The following is a 22,264-nucleotide window of genomic DNA, read 5'->3' on the forward strand; positions in this document are numbered from 1 at the left end:
ACAATTTATAATTCTGTTGTCTGTTGTAAAGCTTCCTGAGGCCGTTTGAGAGCTTGGATTAACCGTGAGGAAAACGGGGCAGAGGTAAAGTTAAAGGGGCTTATATTTGCCCCTTTTAAGTGGTTTACATCAGTTAACAGCCTGTTTTTTCCGGAGGTTCTGGCGTTACCTCTGTTTCTGTGAATTCACGGCCATAGAATGAATCCAGCAGTAATTGTTTCAGCTCAGAAATCAGGGGGTAGCGTGGATTAGCGCCAGTGCATTGGTCGTCGAAGGCATCTTCAGACAACTTATCAATTTTTGCCAGGAAGTCAGCTTCCTGAACACCGGCTTCGCGGATAGATGTTGGGATACCCAGTGTCGATTTCATCTCTTCCAGCCATGCCAGCAGTTTTTCGATTTTTGCTGCTGTATGGTCGCCGGTCGCAGATAAACCAAGATGATCCGCAATTTCAGCATAACGACGGCGGGCTTGCGGGCGGTCATATTGGCTGAATGCGGTCTGTTTGGTTGGGTTATCGTTAGCGTTATAACGGATAACGTTACAAATCAGCAGTGCGTTAGCAAGGCCATGTGGAATATGGAACTCCGAACCCAATTTATGTGCCATAGAGTGACATACCCCCAGGAAAGCATTAGCAAATGCAATACCCGCAATAGTTGCAGCATTATGAACCCGTTCACGGGCGATTGGGTTAGTGGCACCTTCGTGATAGCTGGCTGGGAGGAACTCTTTCAATAGTTTTAGCGCTTGCAGTGCTTGTCCGTCAGAGTATTCGTTTGCCAGGACCGATACGTAAGCTTCCAGGGAATGGGTGATTGCGTCTAGTCCACCAAAAGCACACAGTGATTTTGGCAGATTCATCACCAGGTTGGCATCAACGATAGCCATATCCGGCGTCAGAGCATAATCAGCCAGTGGATATTTCTGACCGGTTGCATCATCAGTGACAACGGCGAAGGGGGTCACTTCAGAGCCTGTACCGGAAGTTGTGGTAATCGCTACCATTTTCGCTTTAATCCCCATTTTGGGGAATCGGTAGATACGTTTACGGATATCCATAAACCGCAGGGCTAATTCTTCGAAATGCGTTTCAGGGTGTTCATACATCACCCACATAATTTTGGCGGCATCCATTGGAGAACCACCACCCAAGGCAATAATGATATCTGGTTTGAATGAGTGCATTTGTTCCGCACCCTTACGAACAATGCTTAGGGTAGGGTCTGCTTCAACTTCAAAGAAAACTTCGGTTTCTATCCCGTGGGATTTCAGCACATCAGTGACCTGGTCAGCATAGCCATTATTGAATAAGAAACGGTCTGTTACGATGAAGGCACGTTTTGCGCCATCAGTTGCGACTTCCTCTAATGCGATAGGCAGTGAACCGCGGCGGAAGTAAATTGATTTTGGAAGTTTATGCCACAGCATATTTTCTGCCCTTTTCGCCACAGTTTTGGTGTTGATGAGATGTTTTGGCCCTACGTTTTCAGAGATAGAGTTTCCTCCCCATGAACCGCAGCCCAGTGTCAGAGATGGGGCAAGTTTGAAATTATAGAGATCACCGATACCCCCCTGAGAGGCGGGTGTATTCACCAGAATACGGGCTGTTTTCATTTTGTCGCCAAAGTATTTGATGCGTGCCGCTCGATTGTCCTGGTCGGTATACAGGCAGGATGTGTGACCAATCCCCCCCATTTCAACCAGTTTTTCTGCTTTCTCTACCGCGTCTTCAAAATTGTTACCACGATACATTGCGAGTAATGGAGACAGTTTTTCGTGGGCGAAGGGTTCTGCTTTATCAATCAGATTGACTTCTCCAATTAGGATCTTGGTTCTTTCCGGAACATGAAAGCCGGCCATTTCGGCAATTTTCGTTGCGGGTTGACCAACAATTTCCGCATTCAGGTTACCGTTTTTCAGGATGATATCTTGAACCGCTTTCAGTTCCTTACCTTGTAACAAATAACCACCATGAGTAAAGAAACGTTTACGCACCTGATCATAAACAGAATCCACCACGATAACGGACTGTTCTGAAGCACAGATAACACCGTTGTCGAAAGTTTTGGACATCAGAATAGAGGCGACTGCGCGTTTAATATCAGCTGATTCGTCGATGACGACCGGTGTGTTCCCCGCACCAACGCCGATTGCCGGCTTACCAGAGCTGTATGCTGCTGTTACCATACTAGGGCCACCGGTCGCCAGGATCAGGTTGATATCCTGGTGATGCATCAATGCATTGGAAAGCTCAACAGACGGCTCATCAATCCAGCCAATAATATCTTTTGGTGCACCGGCTTCCACCGCAGCACACAGAACCAATTCAGCTGCTTTGTTTGTTGCTTTTTTAGCCCGTGGATGGGGTGAAAAAATAATACCGTTACGGGTTTTCAGGCTGATCAGCGCCTTAAAAATCGCGGTGGAGGTTGGGTTAGTCGTTGGCACGATACCGCAGATTAAGCCGATAGGTTCGGCGATAGTGATGGTGCCGAATGTTTTGTCTTCGGACAAAATGCCACAGGTTTTCTCATCTTTATAAGCGTTATAGATGTATTCGGAAGCAAAGTGGTTTTTGATCACTTTGTCTTCGACAATCCCCATCCCTGATTCTGCCACGGCTAATTTTGCTAAAGGGATGCGTGCATCTGCTGCTGCAAGGGCCGCAGCACGGAAGATCTTGTCAACTTGCTCTTGAGAAAAGTTGGCAAATTCACGTTGTGCTTTTTTAACCCGGGCAACCAGCTCGTTCAGTTCAGTAATATGAGTTACAGTCATAGAGAAGTACTCCTGGAAAATATTGAAAATACTTAAATATCAATGGATAAGGGTTTTTTAGACTATTTAGCCTGGTGATTTTATGATGGCTACAGATTACCATTTGGTATTAAATAGATATTGATCTTAATCACATAAATCCCAAGCTGACTCCTTTCAGCTTGGGGAGTGATGATTAACGGTAAGTTCCCGCTATCAGGGATGGCAGAATTTTATTGGGCTGGTGATAACCAGCGGATTGTTTGCTTTTTGCTGTTGGTTGTTATTCCGCTCAGTTCCCTTGGTCGTCAAATATCTTGGGCAAACAGGCATTAACGTTATCACCCGAATTATGGGGCTGCTATTGATGTCTTTGGGGATCGAACTGATTGTGGCAGGGATCAGAGCATTATTCCCAGGGTTACTCTGATACGATTGACGATAAAATGTGTTAAGTTCTTCTCAAGTCAAATTATAAATTATAATATTCTTGTCATTTTTATTATAAAGCCTGTCTTATAAGTTTTTCTCACTTATTTTACTGGTATCCCCTGAATTTTATACAAATAACCCAATATTTTTCTAAACTATTTTTGTCTGCTAGTGCAATCTGTAACTGGTTGCTTCCATCGTAGTTTTGTGATGAATGTAGGTTTTTAATTTGCATTGATTGCAATTTGTTAAAATTATGTTTATTTTCATCTCTGGTCTACCTTTGTTTACTATTTTAGTTAAGCGAAATGTAAATAAAATGATGTGTATCAGTTGGTTATGGTGTTATTTGGGATGTTTTGTCAATTAATGTAATAGATTGCATTAAGTTGTTTGTTAAGGATGGTTTGTACAATATGGGAAGGGTATTTTAACAATTGATATGATAAGTCTCCTTTAATATTTAATCCGTTACTTTGAGCGAAATAATGTGAAGGTACTGGCCCTTATAGGATATATGCGAAATGAATGAGCAGGTTCACCAAACTGGAGGTAAAAAATGAAGATCAAACAATTAAAATTACATAAGTTTGTTTCCTGTATATTTTTATTATCGGTATTTCCTGTTACGCCCGTGTTTGCCGCTGAGGTCCCAGAGGGGGTGAAGCTTGCGGATAAACAGCAGATTATTATCAATAATGGCTCAGAAGTTGCGTCACTTGATCCACATAAAGTCGAAGGTGTGCCAGAAACCAACATTATTCTTAACCTTTTGGAAGGATTAGTCAGTACGGGCTCCGAGGGAGAAACTGTTCCCGGTGTTGCCAGCCATTGGGAAAACCAGGATTACAAAGTCTGGACTTTTTATCTGCGTGATAATGCTAAATGGAGTGATGGAACTCCCGTCACGGCCAATGATTTTGTGTATAGCTGGCAACGTTTGGCTGATCCTCATGTGGGTTCACCTTATGCCAGTTATCTTCAATATGCTTACGTTGAAAACATTGATGATGTTCTGAAAGGTAAAAAATCTCCTGACCAGTTGGGGGTTAAAGCGCTGGATGATTATCGTTTGCAGGTGACTCTGACGCATCCCGTGCCTTATTTCATCAATATGCTCAGTCATACGGCAATGAAACCGGTGAAAAAGGATCTGGTTGAAAAATTGGGTAATAAATGGACTCTGCCAGAAAATTATGTGGGCAATGGGGCGTATCGGCTGAAAGAGTGGGTGGTGAATGAGCGGATTGTAATTGAACGTAATCCACAATACTGGAATAACGGCAAAACGATTATTGAGCAAGCGACGCTTTTACCACTTCAATCTGAAACCAGCAGTGTTAACCGCTACCGTAGCGGAGAAATAAATATCACCAACAGCGCTATCCCTCCGGATCTGTATCGGAAAATGAAAAAAGAGATCCCTGATCAAATGCGCGTCAGCCCTTATCTCTGTACGTTCTATTACGAAATTAACAATAATAAACCCCCGTTTACTGATGTAAGAGTCCGTGAAGCCGTTAAGTTAACTCTCGACCGGGAGATTATTGCGGGAAAAATTATGGGGCAGGGGCAAGTACCGGCTTATGGTTTTACGCCAACGTTTATTGGTGGTAGTGATTTTTCTAAACCAGAGTGGGCTGGCTGGACACAGGAACAGCGTAATAAGCGCGCCAGAGAATTACTGGCGCAGGCGGGTTTTAATCCGGCGAATCCGCTAAAGTTCACATTGTTATACAACACATCTGATCAAAATAAACAGCAGGCTATTGCCGCCGCTTCCATGTGGAAAAAGAATCTGGGAGCTAATGTGATTTTACAGAATCAGGAATGGAAAACTTCTCTCGAAAGTCGCCACCAAGGGAATTATGAGGTTACCAGAGCAACTTGGTGTGCGGATTACAATGAACCTACGGCATTTTTAAATACGTTGCTTTCACATAGCAGTAATAACACGGCTTTCTACCAGAATAAAAATTTCGATAGCTATCTGGAGCAGGCATTAGTCGCTAAAGATGCGGCTGCGCGTAAGAAGTTATACCAACAAGCTGAATTTCAACTTGATAAAGACTCGGTATTGATTCCCGTTTATTACCGGGTGAGTGTACGGCTTGTTAGCCCATCAGTGGGAGGGTTTTCAGGGAAAGACCCATTAGATTATATGGATATTAAGCAACTGTATATGATAAAAAACTAGACATTAGTTTTACTCAAAAGAGTTACTGGCCCTGCAAACAAAATCGTTCCTTTTGAATGCAGGTGATAATCCGACCCGTATTTCTGGGCCGTCGACTGATAAAAAGTCTGACGATATAAAATTGGAGTAGAAAAAGATGATAAACACAACTAAGAATAAATTACTTACTGTCAGCATCAGTGCTGTACTAAGTATGGTCGTAGCGAGCCAGGTATTTGCTGCAAAAGTGCCTGAGGGTGTTCAATTAGCTGATAAACAGGTTTTAGTCCGTAATAACGGGGCTGAACCGCAATCGCTGGACCCGCATAAAATTGAAGGGGTGCCTGAATCACATTTGGCCCGCGATCTGTTTGAAGGTGTTGTAATCGTTGGCCCGCATGGTGAAATCTTGCCGGGTTCTGCAACCCATTGGGAAAATAAAGACTTTACCGTTTGGACATTCCATATGCGTAAAGAGGCTAAGTGGTCTAATGGTGACCCTGTCACTGCTCATGATTTTGTTTACAGTTGGCAGCGTTTGGCTGATCCTAATACGGCTTCTCCTTATGAAAGTTATCTCCAGTATGCCCATATCACGAATATTGATGACATCATCAGTGGCAAAAAGAAACCGGATACTCTGGGTGTAAAAGCACTGGATGACTATACATTACAGCTCACATTGAGTGAAGCGGTTCCTTATCTGCCAAAGCTTTTGGCTCACTCTTCAATGTCGCCGGTTCATAGAGCCACGGTAGAAAAATATAGCGAAAAATGGACTCAACCGCAGAGTTTTGTGGGTAATGGTGCTTACAAACTGAAAAATTGGACAGTCAACGAACGTATTGTGATGGAGCGTAGTCCGACATACTGGGATAACAAAAATACCGTTATTGATCAGGTTACTTTCTTGCCAATTTCATCAGAAGTAACAGATGTAAACCGTTATCGCAGTGGTGAAATTGATATGACTTATACCAATTTGCCGATTGAGCTGTTCCAGAAGCTGAAAAAAGAGCTCCCGAGCGAGTTGCGCATTGGCCCACAATTATGTACTTATTACTATGAAATTAATAATGAAAAGCCGCCATTTAATGATCCTCGTGTCCGTACTGCATTGAAATTGGCTATGGATCAGGACATTGTGACAAATAAAGTAAAAGCACAGGGTGATATCCCGGCTTACGGTTTTACACCTCCGTTTACTGATGGCATGAAAGCGATGAAACCCGCTTGGTTTACCGACTGGAACCAGGAAAAACGTAACCAGGAAGCCAAAAAATTACTGGCTGAAGTGGGTTATACTAAAGATAATCCATTGAAGTTTAACTTGCTTTACAATACCTCCGATTTGCATAAAAAAATTGCAATCGCAATAGCTTCTGTCTGGAAGAAGAATTTAGGTGTTGATGTTCGTTTGGAAAACCAGGAGTGGAAAACTTTCCTTGATACCCGACATCAGGGCAATTACGATGTCGCCCGTGCTGGCTGGTGCGCCGATTACAATGAACCTTCTTCATTCCTTAATATGTTGCTTTCTTACAGCAGTAATAACACCTCTCATTATAAGAGCAGTGAATTTGATAAGCTGATGAAAGAATCCCTGCAAGTAAAAACTGATGATGAGCGTGCGGTCGTTTATCAAAAGGCAGAAGAGCAGCTAGACAAAGATTCAGCCATTGTTCCCCTTTATTACTATGTGAATACCCGGTTAGTGAAGCCCTATGTTGGTGGTTACACAGGGAAAGATCCTTTGGATAATCTACACACCAAAGATTTTTATATTATCAAACACTAATAGTTGCAGGGCGGCCCGGAAAGGGCTGCCTTAGTGTCAGATTATTTTAAGGCCAGGGTTTAGGGTCAACACATAGGAACGGGCAATGCTTAAGTTTATTTTACGTCGTTGTTTAGAGGCGATCCCGACACTTTTTATTCTTATCACTATTTCGTTTTTCATGATGCGGCTGGCGCCAGGTAGCCCATTTACCGGTGAGCGGAAATTGCCGCCAGAAGTTATGGCAAATATTGAAGCGAAATATCATCTGAATGATCCCATGTATAAACAATATTTTGATTACTTAGTCCAGCTTTCCAAGGGGGATTTTGGGCCGTCTTTTAAATATAAGGACTACACAGTTAATGATCTGGTCGCGACAGCATTTCCGGTGTCGGCTAAATTGGGTGCATCGGCATTTATGATGGCGGTTATCTTAGGGGTCAGCGCTGGGGTTATTGCTGCACTTAACCAAAACACAAAGTGGGATTATACGGTTATGGGATTCGCCATGACGGGGGTTGTTATCCCAAGTTTTGTTGTCGCACCGTTATTGGTGCTGGTGTTCGCTATTCACCTTAAATGGCTACCAGGAGGGGGCTGGAATGGCGGAGCGCCAAAATTTATGATCTTACCCATGGTCGCATTATCTTTGGCCTATATCGCCAGTATCTCGCGTATCACCCGTGGTTCAATGATAGAAGTGCTGCACTCTAATTTTATCCGTACTGCACGTGCCAAAGGGTTGCCATTACGTATCATTATATTCCGCCATGCCTTAAAACCCGCATTGCTGCCCGTCATCTCTTATATGGGGCCTGCTTTTGTCGGTATTATCACCGGCTCAATGGTGATTGAAACAATCTTCGGTTTACCGGGAATAGGGCAGTTATTTGTTAACGGAGCATTGAACCGTGACTATTCATTGGTGTTAAGCCTGACGATTTTGGTTGGTGGCCTGACTATACTGTTCAATGCGATTGTTGATGTGTTGTATGCCGTCATCGATCCGAAGATCCGTTATTAAGACTGGAGCGCGCAATGATAGTCAATAAACAAAACAGCGAAGCTCTGGAAAATTTCTCTGAGCAACTGGAAATTGAAGGCCGCAGTTTGTGGCAGGATGCACGACGTCGTTTTATTCACAACCGGGCAGCGATTGCCAGTTTGTGCTTGCTATCGTTGATTACTTTGTTTGTGATCTTGGCACCAATGCTGGCCCAGTTTACTTACGATGATACTGATTGGGCCATGATGTCTATGCCACCTGATTTTGAATCAGGTCACTATTTCGGTACTGATTCTTCTGGTCGTGATTTACTGGTACGTGTTGCTATTGGTGGGCGTATTTCATTAATGGTTGGGATTGCCGCAGCCTTGGTTGCCGTCGTTGTTGGAACTTTGTATGGGTCATTATCCGGTTATCTGGGCGGAAAAATAGACTCAGTGATGATGCGTCTGTTGGAAATTCTGAACTCATTCCCATTCATGTTCTTTGTGATCTTGCTGGTGACGGTCTTTGGACAGAATATTTTGCTGATATTTGTCGCGATTGGCATGGTGTCATGGCTGGATATGGCGCGTATTGTCCGTGGTCAGACACTGAGCCTGAGACGTAAGGAATTTATTGAAGCGGCGTTGGTATGTGGGGTGCCAACCCGTTACATCGTGTTACGCCATATTGTCCCTAACGTATTGGGCGTGGTGGTGGTTTATGCGTCTTTATTAGTTCCAAGCATGATTTTGTTCGAATCATTTCTTAGCTTTCTGGGGTTGGGAACTCAAGAGCCATTAAGCAGTTGGGGAGCATTGCTAAGTGATGGTGCGAATTCAATGGAAGTTTCCCCGTGGTTACTGATGTTTCCTGCCGGTTTTCTGGTGGTGACACTGTTTTGTTTTAACTTTATCGGCGATGGCCTGCGTGATGCCCTCGATCCGAAAGATCGTTAAGGAGGTAACATGAACAGCGTTAAAAACCAGAAAAGTTCTGAGCCGTTGTTAATTGTTAAAGATTTGAATGTGATTTTTAGTACCCCGGATGGGAATGTTACTGCGGTGAACAAGCTGAATTTTGATTTACGGGCAGGGGAGACACTGGGAATTGTCGGTGAATCTGGTTCTGGGAAATCACAGACCGCTTTTGCTCTGATGGGATTGCTTGCCAGAAACGGCACAATTGGCGGCTCTACCATTTTTAATGGTAGGGAAATTCTTAACTTGCAAGAGAAAGAACTTAACTGCATGAGGGCGGAAGAAATATCCATGATATTTCAAGACCCAATGACTTCTCTCAATCCTTATATGCGCATTGGTGACCAGCTCACAGAAGTATTGATGCTGCATAAACGTATGAGTAAAAGTGAGGCATACCTCGAATCGATTCGGATGCTGGATGCCGTCAAGATGCCGGAAGCGCGTAAACGTATGAGCATGTACCCTCATGAGTTTTCTGGTGGTATGCGTCAGCGTGTGATGATTGCAATGGCATTATTATGCCGGCCAAAATTGCTGATTGCCGATGAACCGACAACCGCACTTGATGTTACGGTTCAGGCACAGATTATGATTCTGTTGAATGAGCTGCAACAGGAGTTTAATACCGCGATAATTATGATCACTCACGATTTGGGGGTCATTGCCGGTGTTTGTGACAAAGTGCTGGTGATGTACGCGGGGAGAACGATGGAATATGGCACGGCTCGTGAAGTGTTTTATCAACCAACGCATCCTTATTCTATTGGCCTTCTTAATGCTGTTCCCCGTCTTGATGGTGATGACGAGTCATTGGCGACAATTCCGGGGAATCCGCCCAATTTATTACGGTTGCCGAAAGGGTGTCCGTTCCAGCCTCGCTGTCAATTTGCAGTAGACCATTGCGTCGATTGTGAACCGAAGTTAGAGACATTTGGCAATGGGCGTTTGCGAGCTTGTTTTAAAGCACCGGGAGAATTGGTATGAGTCCGATTGAAGAAAGACGTGTGCTGCTGGAAGTGGCCGATCTGAAAGTTCACTTTGATATCAAAGATGGCAAACAATGGTTTTGGCAACCCGCTAAAACCCTGAAAGCGGTTGATGGCGTCACATTGAGGTTGTACGAAGGGGAAACCTTGGGTGTGGTTGGCGAATCTGGTTGCGGTAAATCGACTTTTGCCCGTGCAGTTATCGGATTGGTCAAGCCTTCTGGTGGTTCAGTAACTTGGTTGGGAAGAAGCCTGCTGGACATGAATGATAAACAGTGGCGGGATATTCGCAGTGATATCCAGATGATATTCCAGGATCCATTAGCGTCTCTGAACCCGCGAATGACGATTGGCGATATTATCGCAGAGCCACTGCGCACTTATCATCCTAAGATGAAAGAGCTGGAAATCAAAGAACGGGTAAAAGCAATGATGATGAAGGTTGGGTTATTGCCGAATCTGATTAACCGTTACCCGCACGAATTCTCTGGTGGTCAGTGTCAACGAATCGGGATTGCCCGTGCGCTTATTCTTGAACCTAAATTGGTGATTTGTGATGAGCCGGTATCCGCACTTGATGTATCCATTCAGGCTCAGGTAGTGAACCTGTTGCAGGAATTACAACGGGAAATGGGGTTATCGCTGATTTTTATCGCCCATGATCTTGCGGTGGTTAAGCACATATCTGACCGTGTACTGGTGATGTATCTTGGGCATGCGGTGGAGTTGGGCACTTATGATGAGGTTTATCATAATCCACAGCATCCTTATACCAAAGCATTGATGTCGGCAGTACCGGTGCCTGATCCAGATAAAGAACGAAATAAGCATATTGAGTTATTGGAAGGTGAATTACCGTCACCGATCAATCCGCCATCAGGTTGTGTTTTCCGTACACGTTGCCCAATGGCAGATCCTGAATGTGCTAAGACACGACCATTGATGGAGGGAAGTTTTCGTCATGCAGTGTCTTGTTTGAAGGTTGATCCGTTGTAATTATTGGTGATGTTGTCATATTAGATGGTGCACTTTGCTTGGTAATTTATTGGTTTTTTAATTGCAACTCAATGAAATTACTGGCGTAGTGTATCATCCAATTGCAGAGCAGAAAAAACAAAAAAATTGACTTTTATGAAATATAATGATAGCTATTTTTATGTTGGAAAAATGTTAATTAAATCAATGTATTTTTTGACATATATTGTGCTTGGCAATATCGTGTCTTATTTTAGACAGGCTGTTAAAGTTTCTTCCAATAACGATCTCAATAACAATGCGAAGTTCTTGGAAAGAGCATTAACTCGGTATAATGAAACATACAATATCATAGAACAGTATGGTGACCTAACAGAAAGGGGTTAGCGATATTCAAGGAAATGAAGGAACGAGTTGACCAATGTTTAAATTAAAAAGCAGTCAATCACTATATTTTTTAATTTCATACATCCTCAACTCGATGAATAATTGGGTTTTTAAATTTATCGCTCCGTTAGTGCTTTATTCAGAAACAAAATCATTGCAAATGATGACGATTAGCTATGGATTGCTATTTACACCAAACATCATTGCACCTCCGATAGCTAATCTGCTCGAAAACAGGCTTGCAAAAAAAGCAAGCCTATTAATACTGAATTTAATTGGCTTGCTTTTATGTTTTTTTTCCTATACCTACTTTGAGATTAATTTTAGTAACCTTGTTTTCTTTATGGTGGTATTTTTGTTATCATCCATTCTTATCTTATATCAAACCATTATCCACAGTACATTAAAAGAGATATTGCCACATAAAGAAGACGTAGAAGAAATGAGTAGGAAAATTGCTTTTGTCGATAGCCTGTTTCCTGCTATAGGGCCAATGATCGGAGCAACCATATTAAGTTATTTAGGTTATAATAATGTATTTCTTATTATCGGTGTCATATATGTGATTTCTATGATTGTTTTAACTAAAATGAATATAGAATTAAGAATAAAAACCAACGGTGAGCATTTCATCTTAAAAACCATCAAAGGTTTTAGACTTATTAAAGATAATTTATTTGTTAATTATTTATTGAGGCGTTTTTTCTTTTCAAACATAGCGTTACATGGGTTTCAATCTATACTGACATATTTTTTAATCGAAAGATTCAATTTAACGGATATACAATTAGGATTGTTCTTTGCTATATCCACAGTCGGGTTAATTATAGGAATAAGGATCGGCAGGATTATTTATAAAAACAATGTTAACAAATGGCATTTGATTTCTATTACAGGGGTAATATGTGCTCTGTGTTTAATTTGCATACCTATAGCTAATAACATCTATATTGCATCAATAGCGTGGAGCGTTGTTATGTTGTTGAGTGCTATCAACTTAATTGTTTTTTATACTGAACGACAGACTAATTATCACCAAGACGAAGTGGTGAGTGTTATTTCGGCATCTTACGTGATTATTTATTCTGCAATACCGTTTGGCTCTGTTGTTTCCTATATTCTATCACGTTACATGCAATCAAATGATGCAATGATTACATTAGGCACTTATTTACTTATCATTAGTATCTATTTCTTATACGAAGCGCTGAGGAGTACAAAAGTAAAAGATGAAATTGATGTATCTTAAGATTGTTTGTACTCTATAGTTCATTGCGTCGGTCACGGACAAATGGTTCGGGGGATTTCAAACGTGAGTCGCTGTAACTACTCTTTCCATAAAATATGGCAAATCTGGTGAGATTTTTCCCGACAAATCAAAATACGGGCAAAAATATCATTAATCTCAGCATCCTCAGATTCAGCCAGCCCGATAATCACTTCTGCGAAAAAATCAGGGTTTAGATCGAAATCTACGTGTTCAAGCCACTCTTCGGAAGGATCCTGCAATTCTGCGCCGCCCCGTATTTCAAATTGTAAGCTAAATAGCAGAATATCCGCAGGGTCAAGATTGGATGAAGCCAGCTCAAGAAAGATGTCATACGCTTTCTCAAGGGTTTCATCTTCTGTCATTCGGTTGTTGAGATCTAAATCCATTGTTTGTGAAGGTTTGTTGTCCATATCAATTCATCTGTCAGCAGTGATGGGAGAATTAAAACATGATGAAGCGTTGATTGGTACCCCCATCTTGTCAAGACGAGGGTATTGGTCACAGTAGTGGGCTGAAAAAGTAACAAATACGTTCAATTATCCGATGCCACAAAGGGCGCTGTTCCCACTCATTGATTTCCAGCAATGTAGAATGGGCGATGTAATCGTATTGCACCAGAGTCAGATCATGACCAAAATTTTCATCATCAATAACCACGGTAATTTCAAAATTCAGCCACAGGCTGCGCATATCGAGATTAACTGAGCCAACCATACTGAGTTGACCATCAACCAAGACGCTTTTAGTATGTAATAAACCCTCTTCAAATTGATAAATCTTAACTCCCGCATTCAATAGTTCAGAAAAGAATGCACGACTTGCCCAGCGCACCAGGAAAAAATTATTTTTGCGAGGAACAATGATAATAACTTCCACACCCCTTAAGGCCGCAGTGCAGATAGCATTCATCAGGTCATCACTGGGAGCAAAATAAGGAGTGGTTAATATCAATTGCTTGCGGGCAGAGAAAATAGCCGTCATTAAAGATTGTTGAATTAACTCTTCAGGGAACCCTGGACCAGAGGCAATAATTTGAGTTGTATGCCCGCTGGCTTGTTCAAATGGCATGATATTGTTGTCTGGTGAGGGGGGAAAGATGCGTTGACCTGTTTCCATTTCCCAGTCACAAGCGTAAATAACCCCCATCGTTGTGGTAACCGGCCCTTCCATTCGCACCATGATGTCGATCCATTGTCCAACGCCGGCATCTTGCTTAAAGAAGCGTGGGTCTACCATATTCATACTGCCAGTGTAAGAAATATAGTCGTCTATTAGAATAATTTTACGATGCTGGCGCAGATCCATCCGACGCAGAAATAAACGGAAGATATTGACTTGTAAAGCTTCAACAAATTCAATTCCCGCCTGACGCATGATATCCGGGTATTGGCTACGGCAATATAACCAGCTGCCAGCTGAATCCACCATAACACGGCATCTGACTCCTCGGTGTGCTGCGGCCATAAGGGCATCAGTCACTTGTTCAACCAAGCCACCGGATTGCCAGATATAGAACATCATCTCAATGCTGTGTTTGGCATTCTCAATATCTTCGATGATGGTTTTTAGTGAGTTGTCATAGGTTGTCAGCAGTTGGATCTTGTTCCCTTTAACGCCTTCAAGCCCTTGCCGCCGTTCGCAAAGCTGGAATAACGGTGTCGCGACTTCGCTATTTTCCGTGGCGAAGATATGACGAGATTTGCGCAGCTCTTCAAGCCATACCGCTGTTGACGGCCACATGGCTTTTGCCTGTTCAACTCTGCGTTTTCCCAAATGCAGCTCACCAAATGATAGGTAAGCGATAATGCCAACTAAGGGCAGGATATAAATAATCAGCAGCCAGGCCATAGCGGAAGTGACAGGCCGGCGTTTTATTAAAATACGCAAGGTGATACTAGCAACGATTAGCCAATAGAAGAAAATAGCAAGCCAACTTAGGACGGAATAAAAGGTTGTCATGTTCGGCAATCAATCCTGTTTTGTTCAGACATCTTTGGTGGCGTTTAACACGGTTTCCCCAAAACACGGGATATAAACGATCTCATTAATCCAATGAATTTATCAAGAAACCGGCAAGTATACTGCAAGCATCATACTTGATATGGGTTATTTCGCACGATATGACATAAAAAGTACTATTCAGATACGCCTTGGCGATCTTTTTTAAAGGCCTATAATGAGCGTGATATTTTTTACAGGTATAATTTTGTATGAGAAATAGTCGGAATGAAGTAGGGCGGTGGCGGAGATTGCGTCAGAATTCCAACCGTCGCCGCCGTTGGCTGGAAGGGCAATCAAGACGCAATTTACGTATTTATTCACTACGTAAATTAGATATTTATAAACAGCGGCGAGCTTTATTGTTTGTTCAACATAGTGAATGGATGCATTAAAAAAGTAGTATTTTTGGCCTTATATTCACGCTCACCTACAATCTTTATTGAATATGATTGCTATTTGCATTTAAACTAGCGGGTATTCGAGGATTGACTATTATGCTGCTAATCAAGAACTCCCTTATGCGTTGGATACATTGGCCAATATTATTATCAGTTTGTTTGCATGTTTCTGTTGCTGCCACACTTTTTTGTTCTGTGATACCGGAAAAACAGCCTGACGCTGCACTTATGTCTGTCGCTATGATTCAGTTAGCTGCTGAAGAAACCCCGGTTTCACAACCCGCAGCACCTGAACCCGAGTCAGAGCCAGAGGAGCCGGAACCTGTTCCAGAGCCGGTGATCCCAAAGCCAGAGGTGAAAAAGCTGAAACCTAAACCGGAAGTGAAGAAAAAGGTTGTTAAAAAGCAATCGGAGCCAGTTGAGAAGACAACTGAACCACGGGAAAAGCCATTGGCTAACCGTACTGATAATAATCAGAATAACCCGGTAACTCATGCGGTAACTAAATCACAGAATGGGCCAAAAGCATTAAGTAAAGCGTTACCCATTTATCCATCCAGAGCAGCAGCATTGGGGATTGAGGGTAATGTTAGAGTCAAATATGATATTGATGAAGACGGCCGGGTAAAAAATATCGAAGTGATTAGTGCCGATCCGCCTAACGTTTTTGACAGGGAAGTAAAAAAAGCAATGAGAAAATGGCGCTATGAAAAAATACCCGCTGTTGGCTATATCACAACAGTAAAATTCAAAATGACCGGTGTATCCCAATCCTGATTGGCGGGAAAATGCAAATAAAAAAGGAGCATGATCCAGACGCTCCTTTTTTGCATTAATAATTAGGCTTATTCGTCAGTGCTGTTGGTCAATTGGAATTGGGCTTTGCCTTCGGGTAACTGGCGAGGGGTATTATCCTCATTAACAGCAACATAAGTGAATACCGCTTCGGTTGCACGATAGCGTTGACCTACAGGCTCAGATGCGACTTTCTTTACCCAGACTTCGATGTTAATAGTAATCGAACTGTTACCCGTTTTGAGACAATGCGCATAGCAGCAGACGACATCACCAACAGCGACAGGTTTAAGGAAAGTAATACCATTTACTCTGACAGTGACAACACGGCCTTCCGCAATTTCTTTTGCCAGAATTGCGCCACCAATATCCATTTGTGACATCAGCCATCCGCCAAAAATATCTCCATTGGCGTTGGTATCAGCGGGCATAGCCAGTGTGCGGAGGACTAATTCTCCGTTAGGTAATTGTTGTTGTGTCATTGAAAACTTTACTTTATTTGATGAAAAAATAATACCTGCCTACAAACAATAGCAGACAGGTATCCATTTGAATAGGGTTACTTCTGTTCGCGAGGCAGGTAACGATAAATATATACTACACTGAGCACGGTGAAAACCAAGGTTAGGGCAGTCAGACCAAATACTTTAAAGTTAACCCAGACATCTTGTGGTAACCAAAACGCGACATAAATATTGGCTAGTGCACAGGCAATAAAAAACAGCGCCCATGCCATATTGAGTTTATTCCAGACAAAATCCGGTAAAACCAGCTCTTTTCCCAGCATTTTCTGAATAAGTGGTTTTTTCATGAACCATTGGCTGACGAGCAAGGCTAATGCGAATAAGGCATAGATTACGGTGACTTTCCACTTAATAAAGAGATCACTGTGGAAAGCTAAGGTCAGCGTGCCGAAAACTGCAACCATGATAAAAGTGATCAGAGAAGATTTCTCTACTTTCCGGTAGATGAAATAAGTTATCGCTACAGCTAAACCGGTGGCGGCAATCAGTGCCCCGGAAGCATAGAAAATGTCATACATTTTGTATACAACAAAAAATACGACTAAAGGTAGAAAGTCTAAAAGTTGTTTCATATTTGAACCTATTGTAATTCCGGCAGCTGACTCTATCCGATTTTGGTGATTGAATATACTAAGCGGCAACAGTATGGCTTTTTTTATCGATAAATAAAGATTTTTATCGATCTGTTTCGCACAATTTTACCATAAAGAGCGGCGTAATTAACTTCCTGTTGTCAGTAAACATATAACACAGCATTATAGCCAAAACCCGTTGAAAAATAAGAGAGCATAAACCAAATGCAGTGGAAAAAACTACAGCGTTGGATGCCAGGGTTGGGCAATTTTTCTCATTATCGCAAAGAGTGGTTTAGTCATGATTTATTGCGGCGGCAGTTGCGCCCTTGGCTTTTACTCTGGTGCTCGCTGGCTGACGGACAGAATTTACCCGCTGGATAAAACAAAATAAATTGAGAAGCAGTGATGACGATCTAAATAACTTTTCAAAATAGTGATACACCTTGCCAACACCTTACACAGCAAGGGTTGCGGTATGTCATCAGACGTCAGAGTGGCCCTTTTGAGATATCAATCGAATAGACCTACTGTATCGGTATTATGAAATTCTATTTATTCAATTGATTAATGAAATTTACCAGTCCCGCCCTGACCAAATAAAAATTTGCTGTAAAATAGTGAGTTAGAGAAAAGAAAAGGCCACCGCAAGGTGGCTTTTTTATGACATAAATCACATTTCACTATTCATTCACTATATCCTTTCGCTATATTTTTACTTCAGCACCTCCGGCCACTCAACATCAGGAGCTAATGAAGTATCTACACGAGTGAGTAATACTCTGTACTTCTTCCAAGCTGTTAATCCATCCGTCTGGGGCTATCTCAATCGGATAAGAGCCACACATGGGGATCATTATGCAGCCCTTACAATATAGTTAAATGCTATGTTACGGGGGCGAAATCGTAAGTAATTGACTCCAGAACCAGCTTCTTTTGTGTGTGTAAACGTTGAGTAGCTTGCAGCGCTACCTGAGATACCATCGTCCTGTAATATTTGATGCGCTAATCCTTTTTCAAAGTTACCGAGATATCCCGCCAATGAAGTGCTTTCTTGCCAGGTCAATAATATTCTCCCTTTGTCAGCTCCACGCCCATCATCCCAGCCCCGGATAAACTCTCCTCTTAAATCTGGTAATCTACCATCAGGATAGGCTTCGGCTAATTTCGGAAATTTCGATTTATCAAAGGCCGCACCGTTACATTGCAACCATCCAGTTGGCGGTGTGGCAATCGGCCAGGGAATAGGAGTGCCCACAGGTAGATAATTGGCTTTATTACTGATATTAATTTCTTCGCGCAATAAAATTATTATTTCCTGAGCAAGCTTTTGTGTAACCGCCAATGTGTCGCTATTGCCCACCACATCCGTAAGCTGAACAACGCCTTTTTGGGTTAACGAGGCATCTGGAACTTTTGTTATGGTTTTTTGTTCTAAAGCTCTATTTAATTGTGCGGTGAGTTTAGCTATATCCCCATCATCGAGAACATCCTCGCCAGATTGTGTCGAGATAAAGTCAGCCAAGACAGATGATATGGTTGATGATTGACGTAATGCCTTATTTAATAAGTGAATGGGAACATCATTTGGTGGAAACCCAGTCAGTAAATCCTTACTTTCTTCATATAATCTCTGACTCACGACATTCGCATTATTACTAATAGAAAAAGCCTTAAAATCATTCTTGTGACTCATATATTCTCCTAGAATTAAATAATATTATTTTATAGATGACTTATCACAATTCAGTGTATTTCAATAAAATAATAATAAAACACCCTTATAACTCAGAAGGTTGATTATTTTTATATAATTCAAAGAGTAAAAAACCAATATTTCCAGCCAAAAATATACTAAACCCATTTATATTTAACATCTGGAAACTATTTTTCTCTTATTCCTTCCATCTCTTCCTGAATCTCCCTCTGTTTAACATTCCACACTGAATCTTTAGATATTTGGACTAAACCCCAGGGCGCGAGCATACTTTTTTAAAACCTATTGAATGAAGACTAATAGCATGATCTCATTAGCCTTATTTTCCTGCTAATCACTCACCCATGAACCTGATTGAACATTTATCCGTTGTGAAAGAAACCCGCTCTGATATCAATCGTCAGTACGAGCGGGTTGATGTTATTTTCCTTGTCGTTAGTGCCATTATGGCGGGAGCCGAAGGCTGGCAAAACATTGAAACTTATGGTCATGCCAAAATTAAGTGGCTGAAAGAATACCGCCCCTTTCTCCAGGGGATACCCTGCCGACATACGATGGCGAGAATACTGCGCACCATCGAGCTGGATTCATTACTGGAGGCCTTACTCAACTGGGTCAATGAACAACGTGAACAGGTCGGAAAACCGGTTATCGCCTTTGACGGAAAAGTCCTGCGACGGGCTGACCGGAATGAAAAGAAAAACGCCGGCCAACTGGTCACTGCGTATGATACTGAGTGCGGATTAGTGTTGAGCCAGAAAGCCACGACCACGAAAAACGGTGAAATCAGTATCGTCCGTCAAATGCTGGATATCCTCAACCTGAAAGGCAGCATTGTGACGCTTGATGCCCTGCATTGTCAGCGTGAAACCCTGCAAAAAATCAGTGAGAAGAAAGCCCACGTCGTGGTTCAGGTGAAGAAAAACCAACCCCGTCTGTGGGAAGCCGTGCAGTCTCAGTTTCAGCGGGTGTTTGATGCAGGAAAAGAAAAAATTATTAATGAAATCAAACAAGAAGCGCATGGCCGCCGGGAAGAACGTTATGTATTTCAACTCAAGCCCCAATTTCCCCCTGATATCGCGGAAAGATGGCCGACAATCCGCAGTATTATTGCTGTTGAACGACACCGGACAGAAAATGGCAAGGATACGGTGGATACGGCTGACTATTAGTTCCCTCTCTCTGCGGCATAAATTATTGGGGCACTATATTCGCCAGCATTGGCGCATTGAGAATAGCCAACATTATATTCTTGATGTCGTTTTTAAAGAGGATGATCCACGTATTGTACTGGACGGAGCCATTGAAAATTTGGCGTTATTCCGGCGTATCGTGTTGAACATGCTTAAACAATGTGATTGTGGTGCACCAAGCCAACGAAATAAACTCAAAAAAGCAGGCTGGAGTGATGATTATCGTGCGCGAGTTTTCTTCGGGTGAAGAGTAATCAAAGTATGCTCGTACCCTGGGATAGATATGGTAGTGCAAACGGAGCGTTTTTGTCTCCCAAAGGAGTTCCTTATGAAAATCGAGCACTGGCTCCAGGTTCTAAAGCAGGGAAATACCATGAATATGAAGTAATTAAACCACTTCCGGTACTGCAAGGCAAAATTGCGCCAGCGTTTGATCAGCCTAGAGGAGGAGTTCAGATATTGCCGAATTTCCCTGAGAGAGTAAATGTTGATTGGCTTATAAAAAATGGATATGTAAAGGAAGTAAAGAATGCTAACCATAAATGAAATACAGGAAAAAGTGTGGTCTTTAGGTGCTAAGATTAATGCACCTAAATCAATGCTGATAGTTTATTCAGAGCCTGTTGGTGATGGTTCTGGATATATAGTTATTAATAACAATGGCGGATTCACATGATAAGTGCAACATCGTTAATCTGGAAGTAAACAAGTTCGTATTCCTTTAAATAACTCATTCGGTGTTTTCCCACCCCGTGTTTTTCGGGGGCGATTATTTAATCGGTTTACCACAAAATTTATTTCCTGATCAGAGACTTCATTAAAATCGGTTCCCTTTGGAAAGTATTGTCTGATTAACCCATTGATATTCTCATTGATCCCTCTTTCCCAGTGCGAATAAGGATGCGCAAAGTCAATTTGGGTTCCTAATTTTTCACTGATGGTTTCATGATCTGCAAACTCCAAACCGTTATCGAATGTGATGGTCTTAACCTTTTGTTTTAATGGGTATAATACTTTCACTGCCGCTTTCGCGACTTCTGATGCACGCTTGCTATCAAGTTTAACGATAATTGTATACAGTGTCTTGCGATCAACCAACGTTAATAAGACACTTTTTTTATCTTTTCCTATTATCGTATCTCCTTCCCAGTCGCCAATACGTTCTTTTTTATCAACAATTTCCGGGCGCTCATCAATACTGACCCGATTTTTAATTTTGCCTCTTCTTTCATAGCGACCATAACGTTTGCGATAGGGTTTTCTGGCAATTCGCAGATGTTGCCATAAATCACCCCCCTCTATTTTATCTTTATAAATCAGCCTATAAATCGTCTCATGATGCAAAGATATCCCTTTATGTTGTTTCAAATAATCAACCACCTGTTCAGGGCTTAAATCTTTCCAAATTAACCGTTTTATCCATTTTCTTATTACCGGCGTTATTTTCACGGCTTTCTTAGCAAAATGACGACGCGCCAATCCCTTCAAATGAGCCTGTTCAGGGCAGTATGTCTGGACTTCTTGATTTCTCTTCAATTCTCTGCTGATGGTCGATGGGCTTCGTTTAAGTGACTCAGCAATGAAGAGCTGTGAAAAACCCGCTTCTTTTAAGCTAAAAATCTGATATCTTTCTGTTTCGGTCAGTTGTATATAGGTCATAGTGCGTTTTCCTGTGGTGGGAAAGATGCCTACTATAGCAGCTGACCCCCCTTCTGAAAAATTGCACTTATTAGTCGAATCCGCCAATCAATATCATATTATTTACTCTGAAAGAGGATATGAAATATTCAGGCAAACAACTGAAGATTTAAATGAGTTGCTATATTGGGTAATGGAAAGTGTAGCTAAATAACGTTTCATAATTCTGCTACACACAGCCTTCTTCAACCCATTTTTATACATAGAGTTATGAGTGATATAAGATGTAGCACCATTTTAGAATCTTATTTAGCCAAATGGCATCTGAATATGAATTAAAGAACAGGAATGATGAAAGTAAAGATTTTCGTAGAGCTTATTTTGAAAAGGAGCTAGAGATATTAGGTGTATTAGACAAAAAGTGGGTATTAAGAGCCAAGAAAAAAATTGAGGAAATATTAGAAAGATCACCATACGTAGACAATAGTGACTGACAATAATGCACTGAGCTTACCCAAAGGAATGGCGGATTACGGTCGGTCAGCATCCAGTCTGACCGCTATGTTAAATGAAGGTAAATCCCCTCAAGAGATTTCAGCGGCATTGTCAAAACATGCCAAAGGCGATCACCCGGAAGGACAAGATCCAGTAAGAGGGTTGGTAACAGCATGGGGAGCGGGAATGTCCA

21 protein-coding genes and 4 pseudogenes are annotated in these 22,264 nt (G+C 41.9%); 17 read left to right on the forward strand and 8 right to left on the reverse strand.

Translation table 11 applies throughout. The features are described from left to right. Positions 1-133 precede the first annotated feature (133 nt). Positions 134-2,782 (reverse strand): bifunctional acetaldehyde-CoA/alcohol dehydrogenase, encoded by a 2,649-nt coding sequence (gene adhE, locus C5471_RS12165; RefSeq protein WP_133812927.1) that lies wholly within the window; start codon positions 2,780-2,782, stop codon positions 134-136. A 184-nt stretch (positions 2,783-2,966) separates the two neighbouring features. Between adhE and C5471_RS12170 the strand changes: the two are divergent. The 8 genes and pseudogenes from C5471_RS12170 to C5471_RS12205 all read left to right on the forward strand — a co-directional run. Then, positions 2,967-3,191 (forward strand): annotated as a pseudogene (locus C5471_RS12170) (MarC family protein); the annotation flags it as partial. A 561-nt stretch (positions 3,192-3,752) separates the two neighbouring features. After that, entirely contained in the window at positions 3,753-5,390 is a 1,638-nt protein-coding gene (locus tag C5471_RS12175) for an ABC transporter substrate-binding protein (RefSeq protein WP_133812928.1), read from the forward strand. Positions 5,391-5,526: 136 nt separating this feature from the next. Further along, positions 5,527-7,167 carry an oligopeptide ABC transporter substrate-binding protein OppA gene (gene oppA, locus C5471_RS12180; RefSeq protein WP_133812929.1) on the forward strand — a complete coding sequence of 547 codons (1,641 nt, stop codon included), beginning with the start codon at positions 5,527-5,529 and terminating at the stop codon, positions 7,165-7,167. Between the two features lie 85 nt (positions 7,168-7,252). Continuing rightward, positions 7,253-8,173: an oligopeptide ABC transporter permease OppB gene (gene oppB, locus C5471_RS12185; RefSeq protein WP_133812930.1), complete on the forward strand. Its 921-nt coding sequence runs from the start codon at positions 7,253-7,255 to the stop codon at positions 8,171-8,173. A gap of 14 nt (positions 8,174-8,187) precedes the next feature. Then, positions 8,188-9,096 (forward strand): oligopeptide ABC transporter permease OppC, encoded by a 909-nt coding sequence (gene oppC / locus C5471_RS12190; RefSeq protein WP_036846881.1) that lies wholly within the window; start codon positions 8,188-8,190, stop codon positions 9,094-9,096. Positions 9,097-9,105: 9 nt separating this feature from the next. Next, positions 9,106-10,104: an ABC transporter ATP-binding protein gene (gene oppD / locus C5471_RS12195; RefSeq protein ID WP_133812931.1), complete on the forward strand. Its 999-nt coding sequence runs from the start codon at positions 9,106-9,108 to the stop codon at positions 10,102-10,104. Continuing rightward, the gene (gene oppF, locus C5471_RS12200) at positions 10,101-11,102 is read left to right on the forward strand and encodes a murein tripeptide/oligopeptide ABC transporter ATP binding protein OppF (RefSeq protein WP_133812932.1); all 1,002 of its coding nucleotides are present in this window, start codon (positions 10,101-10,103) and stop codon (positions 11,100-11,102) included. The genes oppD and oppF overlap by 4 nt, the downstream gene beginning before the upstream one ends. A 400-nt stretch (positions 11,103-11,502) precedes the next feature. Next, positions 11,503-12,717, forward strand: a complete 1,215-nt coding sequence (locus C5471_RS12205; protein WP_133812933.1) for an MFS transporter — start codon at positions 11,503-11,505, stop codon at positions 12,715-12,717. Between the two features lie 77 nt (positions 12,718-12,794). On the opposite strand, the gene C5471_RS12210 is transcribed toward C5471_RS12205, so the two are convergent. Further along, positions 12,795-13,124, reverse strand: coding sequence for an HI1450 family dsDNA-mimic protein (locus C5471_RS12210; protein ID WP_133814202.1), 330 nt, complete (start codon positions 13,122-13,124; stop codon positions 12,795-12,797). Between the two features lie 112 nt (positions 13,125-13,236). After that, positions 13,237-14,697, reverse strand: a complete 1,461-nt coding sequence (gene cls / locus C5471_RS12215) for a cardiolipin synthase (protein WP_133812934.1) — start codon at positions 14,695-14,697, stop codon at positions 13,237-13,239. A 251-nt stretch (positions 14,698-14,948) separates the two neighbouring features. On the opposite strand from cls, the gene C5471_RS12220 reads away from it, so the two are divergent. Together C5471_RS12220 and tonB are read left to right on the forward strand one after the other, a co-directional pair. After that, the gene (locus C5471_RS12220) at positions 14,949-15,131 is read left to right on the forward strand and encodes a YciY family protein (RefSeq protein WP_133812935.1); all 183 of its coding nucleotides are present in this window, start codon (positions 14,949-14,951) and stop codon (positions 15,129-15,131) included. A gap of 102 nt (positions 15,132-15,233) precedes the next feature. Next, positions 15,234-15,914: a TonB system transport protein TonB gene (tonB, locus tag C5471_RS12225; RefSeq protein WP_133812936.1), complete on the forward strand. Its 681-nt coding sequence runs from the start codon at positions 15,234-15,236 to the stop codon at positions 15,912-15,914. A 68-nt stretch (positions 15,915-15,982) separates the two neighbouring features. On the opposite strand, the gene yciA is transcribed toward tonB, so the two are convergent. Both yciA and C5471_RS12235 read right to left on the reverse strand, forming a co-directional pair. Further along, positions 15,983-16,414 carry an acyl-CoA thioester hydrolase YciA gene (gene yciA / locus C5471_RS12230; RefSeq protein WP_133812937.1) on the reverse strand — a complete coding sequence of 144 codons (432 nt, stop codon included), beginning with the start codon at positions 16,412-16,414 and terminating at the stop codon, positions 15,983-15,985. Positions 16,415-16,491: 77 nt separating this feature from the next. After that, positions 16,492-17,028, reverse strand: a complete 537-nt coding sequence (locus C5471_RS12235) for a septation protein A (protein ID WP_132351447.1) — start codon at positions 17,026-17,028, stop codon at positions 16,492-16,494. Between the two features lie 225 nt (positions 17,029-17,253). Between C5471_RS12235 and C5471_RS12240 the strand changes: the two genes are divergently transcribed. Then, on the forward strand, positions 17,254-17,412 hold the full coding sequence (locus C5471_RS12240) for a hypothetical protein (protein ID WP_166295899.1): 159 nt from the start codon (positions 17,254-17,256) through the stop codon (positions 17,410-17,412). A 331-nt stretch (positions 17,413-17,743) separates the two neighbouring features. Here the strand turns inward: C5471_RS12240 and C5471_RS12245 are convergent. Next, a pseudogene (locus C5471_RS12245) lies at positions 17,744-17,833 on the reverse strand (tail fiber assembly protein); the annotation flags it as partial. Between the two features lie 51 nt (positions 17,834-17,884). Beyond that, positions 17,885-18,724, reverse strand: a complete 840-nt coding sequence (locus tag C5471_RS12250; RefSeq protein WP_133812938.1) for a tail fiber protein — start codon at positions 18,722-18,724, stop codon at positions 17,885-17,887. Positions 18,725-19,089: 365 nt separating this feature from the next. On the opposite strand from C5471_RS12250, the pseudogene C5471_RS12255 reads away from it, so the two are divergent. The 3 genes and pseudogenes from C5471_RS12255 (at position 19,090) to C5471_RS12265 (ending at position 20,614) form a co-directional block, all read left to right on the forward strand. Continuing rightward, positions 19,090-20,185: pseudogene (locus C5471_RS12255) on the forward strand (ISAs1 family transposase). Between the two features lie 14 nt (positions 20,186-20,199). Further along, positions 20,200-20,484, forward strand: coding sequence for a TNT domain-containing protein (locus C5471_RS12260; RefSeq protein ID WP_133812939.1), 285 nt, complete (start codon positions 20,200-20,202; stop codon positions 20,482-20,484). Continuing rightward, positions 20,468-20,614 carry a hypothetical protein gene (locus C5471_RS12265; protein WP_166295905.1) on the forward strand — a complete coding sequence of 49 codons (147 nt, stop codon included), beginning with the start codon at positions 20,468-20,470 and terminating at the stop codon, positions 20,612-20,614. Before C5471_RS12260 ends, C5471_RS12265 begins: the two co-directional genes overlap by 17 nt. Positions 20,615-20,628: 14 nt before the next feature. On the opposite strand, the gene C5471_RS12270 is transcribed toward C5471_RS12265, so the two are convergent. After that, positions 20,629-21,597 carry an IS30 family transposase gene (locus C5471_RS12270; protein WP_133812940.1) on the reverse strand — a complete coding sequence of 323 codons (969 nt, stop codon included), beginning with the start codon at positions 21,595-21,597 and terminating at the stop codon, positions 20,629-20,631. 25 nt (positions 21,598-21,622) lie between these two features. On the opposite strand from C5471_RS12270, the gene C5471_RS12275 reads away from it, so the two are divergent. From C5471_RS12275 to C5471_RS12280, 3 genes and pseudogenes are all read left to right on the forward strand, one after another. Further along, the gene (locus C5471_RS12275; RefSeq protein WP_133812941.1) at positions 21,623-21,790 is read left to right on the forward strand and encodes an Imm63 family immunity protein; all 168 of its coding nucleotides are present in this window, start codon (positions 21,623-21,625) and stop codon (positions 21,788-21,790) included. Between the two features lie 103 nt (positions 21,791-21,893). Further along, a complete protein-coding gene (locus C5471_RS25305) occupies positions 21,894-22,070 on the forward strand; it encodes a hypothetical protein (RefSeq protein WP_422630920.1) in 177 nt (58 codons plus the stop codon). Continuing rightward, positions 22,063-22,264 (forward strand): annotated as a pseudogene (locus tag C5471_RS12280) (hypothetical protein); the annotation flags it as partial. The gene C5471_RS25305 and the pseudogene C5471_RS12280, both read left to right, overlap by 8 nt.

The organism is Photorhabdus tasmaniensis (assembly GCF_011189505.1).
Classification (GTDB): Bacteria; Pseudomonadota; Gammaproteobacteria; order Enterobacterales; family Enterobacteriaceae; genus Photorhabdus; species Photorhabdus tasmaniensis.

Excerpts from the sequence above, each read along its gene's own strand:
- adhE (WP_133812927.1), bottom strand. The coding sequence starts at position 2,782 with ATGACTGTAACTCATATTACTGAACTGAACGAGCTGGTTGCCCGGGTT.
- C5471_RS12175 (WP_133812928.1), top strand. The coding sequence starts at position 3,753 with ATGAAGATCAAACAATTAAAATTACATAAGTTTGTTTCCTGTATATTT.
- oppA (WP_133812929.1), top strand. The coding sequence starts at position 5,527 with ATGATAAACACAACTAAGAATAAATTACTTACTGTCAGCATCAGTGCT.
- oppB (WP_133812930.1), top strand. The coding sequence starts at position 7,253 with ATGCTTAAGTTTATTTTACGTCGTTGTTTAGAGGCGATCCCGACACTT.
- oppC (WP_036846881.1), top strand. The coding sequence starts at position 8,188 with ATGATAGTCAATAAACAAAACAGCGAAGCTCTGGAAAATTTCTCTGAG.
- oppD (WP_133812931.1), top strand. The coding sequence starts at position 9,106 with ATGAACAGCGTTAAAAACCAGAAAAGTTCTGAGCCGTTGTTAATTGTT.
- oppF (WP_133812932.1), top strand. The coding sequence starts at position 10,101 with ATGAGTCCGATTGAAGAAAGACGTGTGCTGCTGGAAGTGGCCGATCTG.
- C5471_RS12205 (WP_133812933.1), top strand. The coding sequence starts at position 11,503 with ATGTTTAAATTAAAAAGCAGTCAATCACTATATTTTTTAATTTCATAC.
- C5471_RS12210 (WP_133814202.1), bottom strand. The coding sequence starts at position 13,124 with ATGGATTTAGATCTCAACAACCGAATGACAGAAGATGAAACCCTTGAG.
- cls (WP_133812934.1), bottom strand. The coding sequence starts at position 14,697 with ATGACAACCTTTTATTCCGTCCTAAGTTGGCTTGCTATTTTCTTCTAT.
- C5471_RS12220 (WP_133812935.1), top strand. The coding sequence starts at position 14,949 with ATGAGAAATAGTCGGAATGAAGTAGGGCGGTGGCGGAGATTGCGTCAG.
- tonB (WP_133812936.1), top strand. The coding sequence starts at position 15,234 with ATGCTGCTAATCAAGAACTCCCTTATGCGTTGGATACATTGGCCAATA.
- yciA (WP_133812937.1), bottom strand. The coding sequence starts at position 16,414 with ATGACACAACAACAATTACCTAACGGAGAATTAGTCCTCCGCACACTG.
- C5471_RS12235 (WP_132351447.1), bottom strand. The coding sequence starts at position 17,028 with ATGAAACAACTTTTAGACTTTCTACCTTTAGTCGTATTTTTTGTTGTA.
- C5471_RS12240 (WP_166295899.1), top strand. The coding sequence starts at position 17,254 with ATGCAGTGGAAAAAACTACAGCGTTGGATGCCAGGGTTGGGCAATTTT.
- C5471_RS12250 (WP_133812938.1), bottom strand. The coding sequence starts at position 18,724 with ATGAGTCACAAGAATGATTTTAAGGCTTTTTCTATTAGTAATAATGCG.
- C5471_RS12260 (WP_133812939.1), top strand. The coding sequence starts at position 20,200 with ATGCTCGTACCCTGGGATAGATATGGTAGTGCAAACGGAGCGTTTTTG.
- C5471_RS12265 (WP_166295905.1), top strand. The coding sequence starts at position 20,468 with ATGCTAACCATAAATGAAATACAGGAAAAAGTGTGGTCTTTAGGTGCT.
- C5471_RS12270 (WP_133812940.1), bottom strand. The coding sequence starts at position 21,597 with ATGACCTATATACAACTGACCGAAACAGAAAGATATCAGATTTTTAGC.
- C5471_RS12275 (WP_133812941.1), top strand. The coding sequence starts at position 21,623 with ATGCCTACTATAGCAGCTGACCCCCCTTCTGAAAAATTGCACTTATTA.
- C5471_RS25305 (WP_422630920.1), top strand. The coding sequence starts at position 21,894 with ATGGCATCTGAATATGAATTAAAGAACAGGAATGATGAAAGTAAAGAT.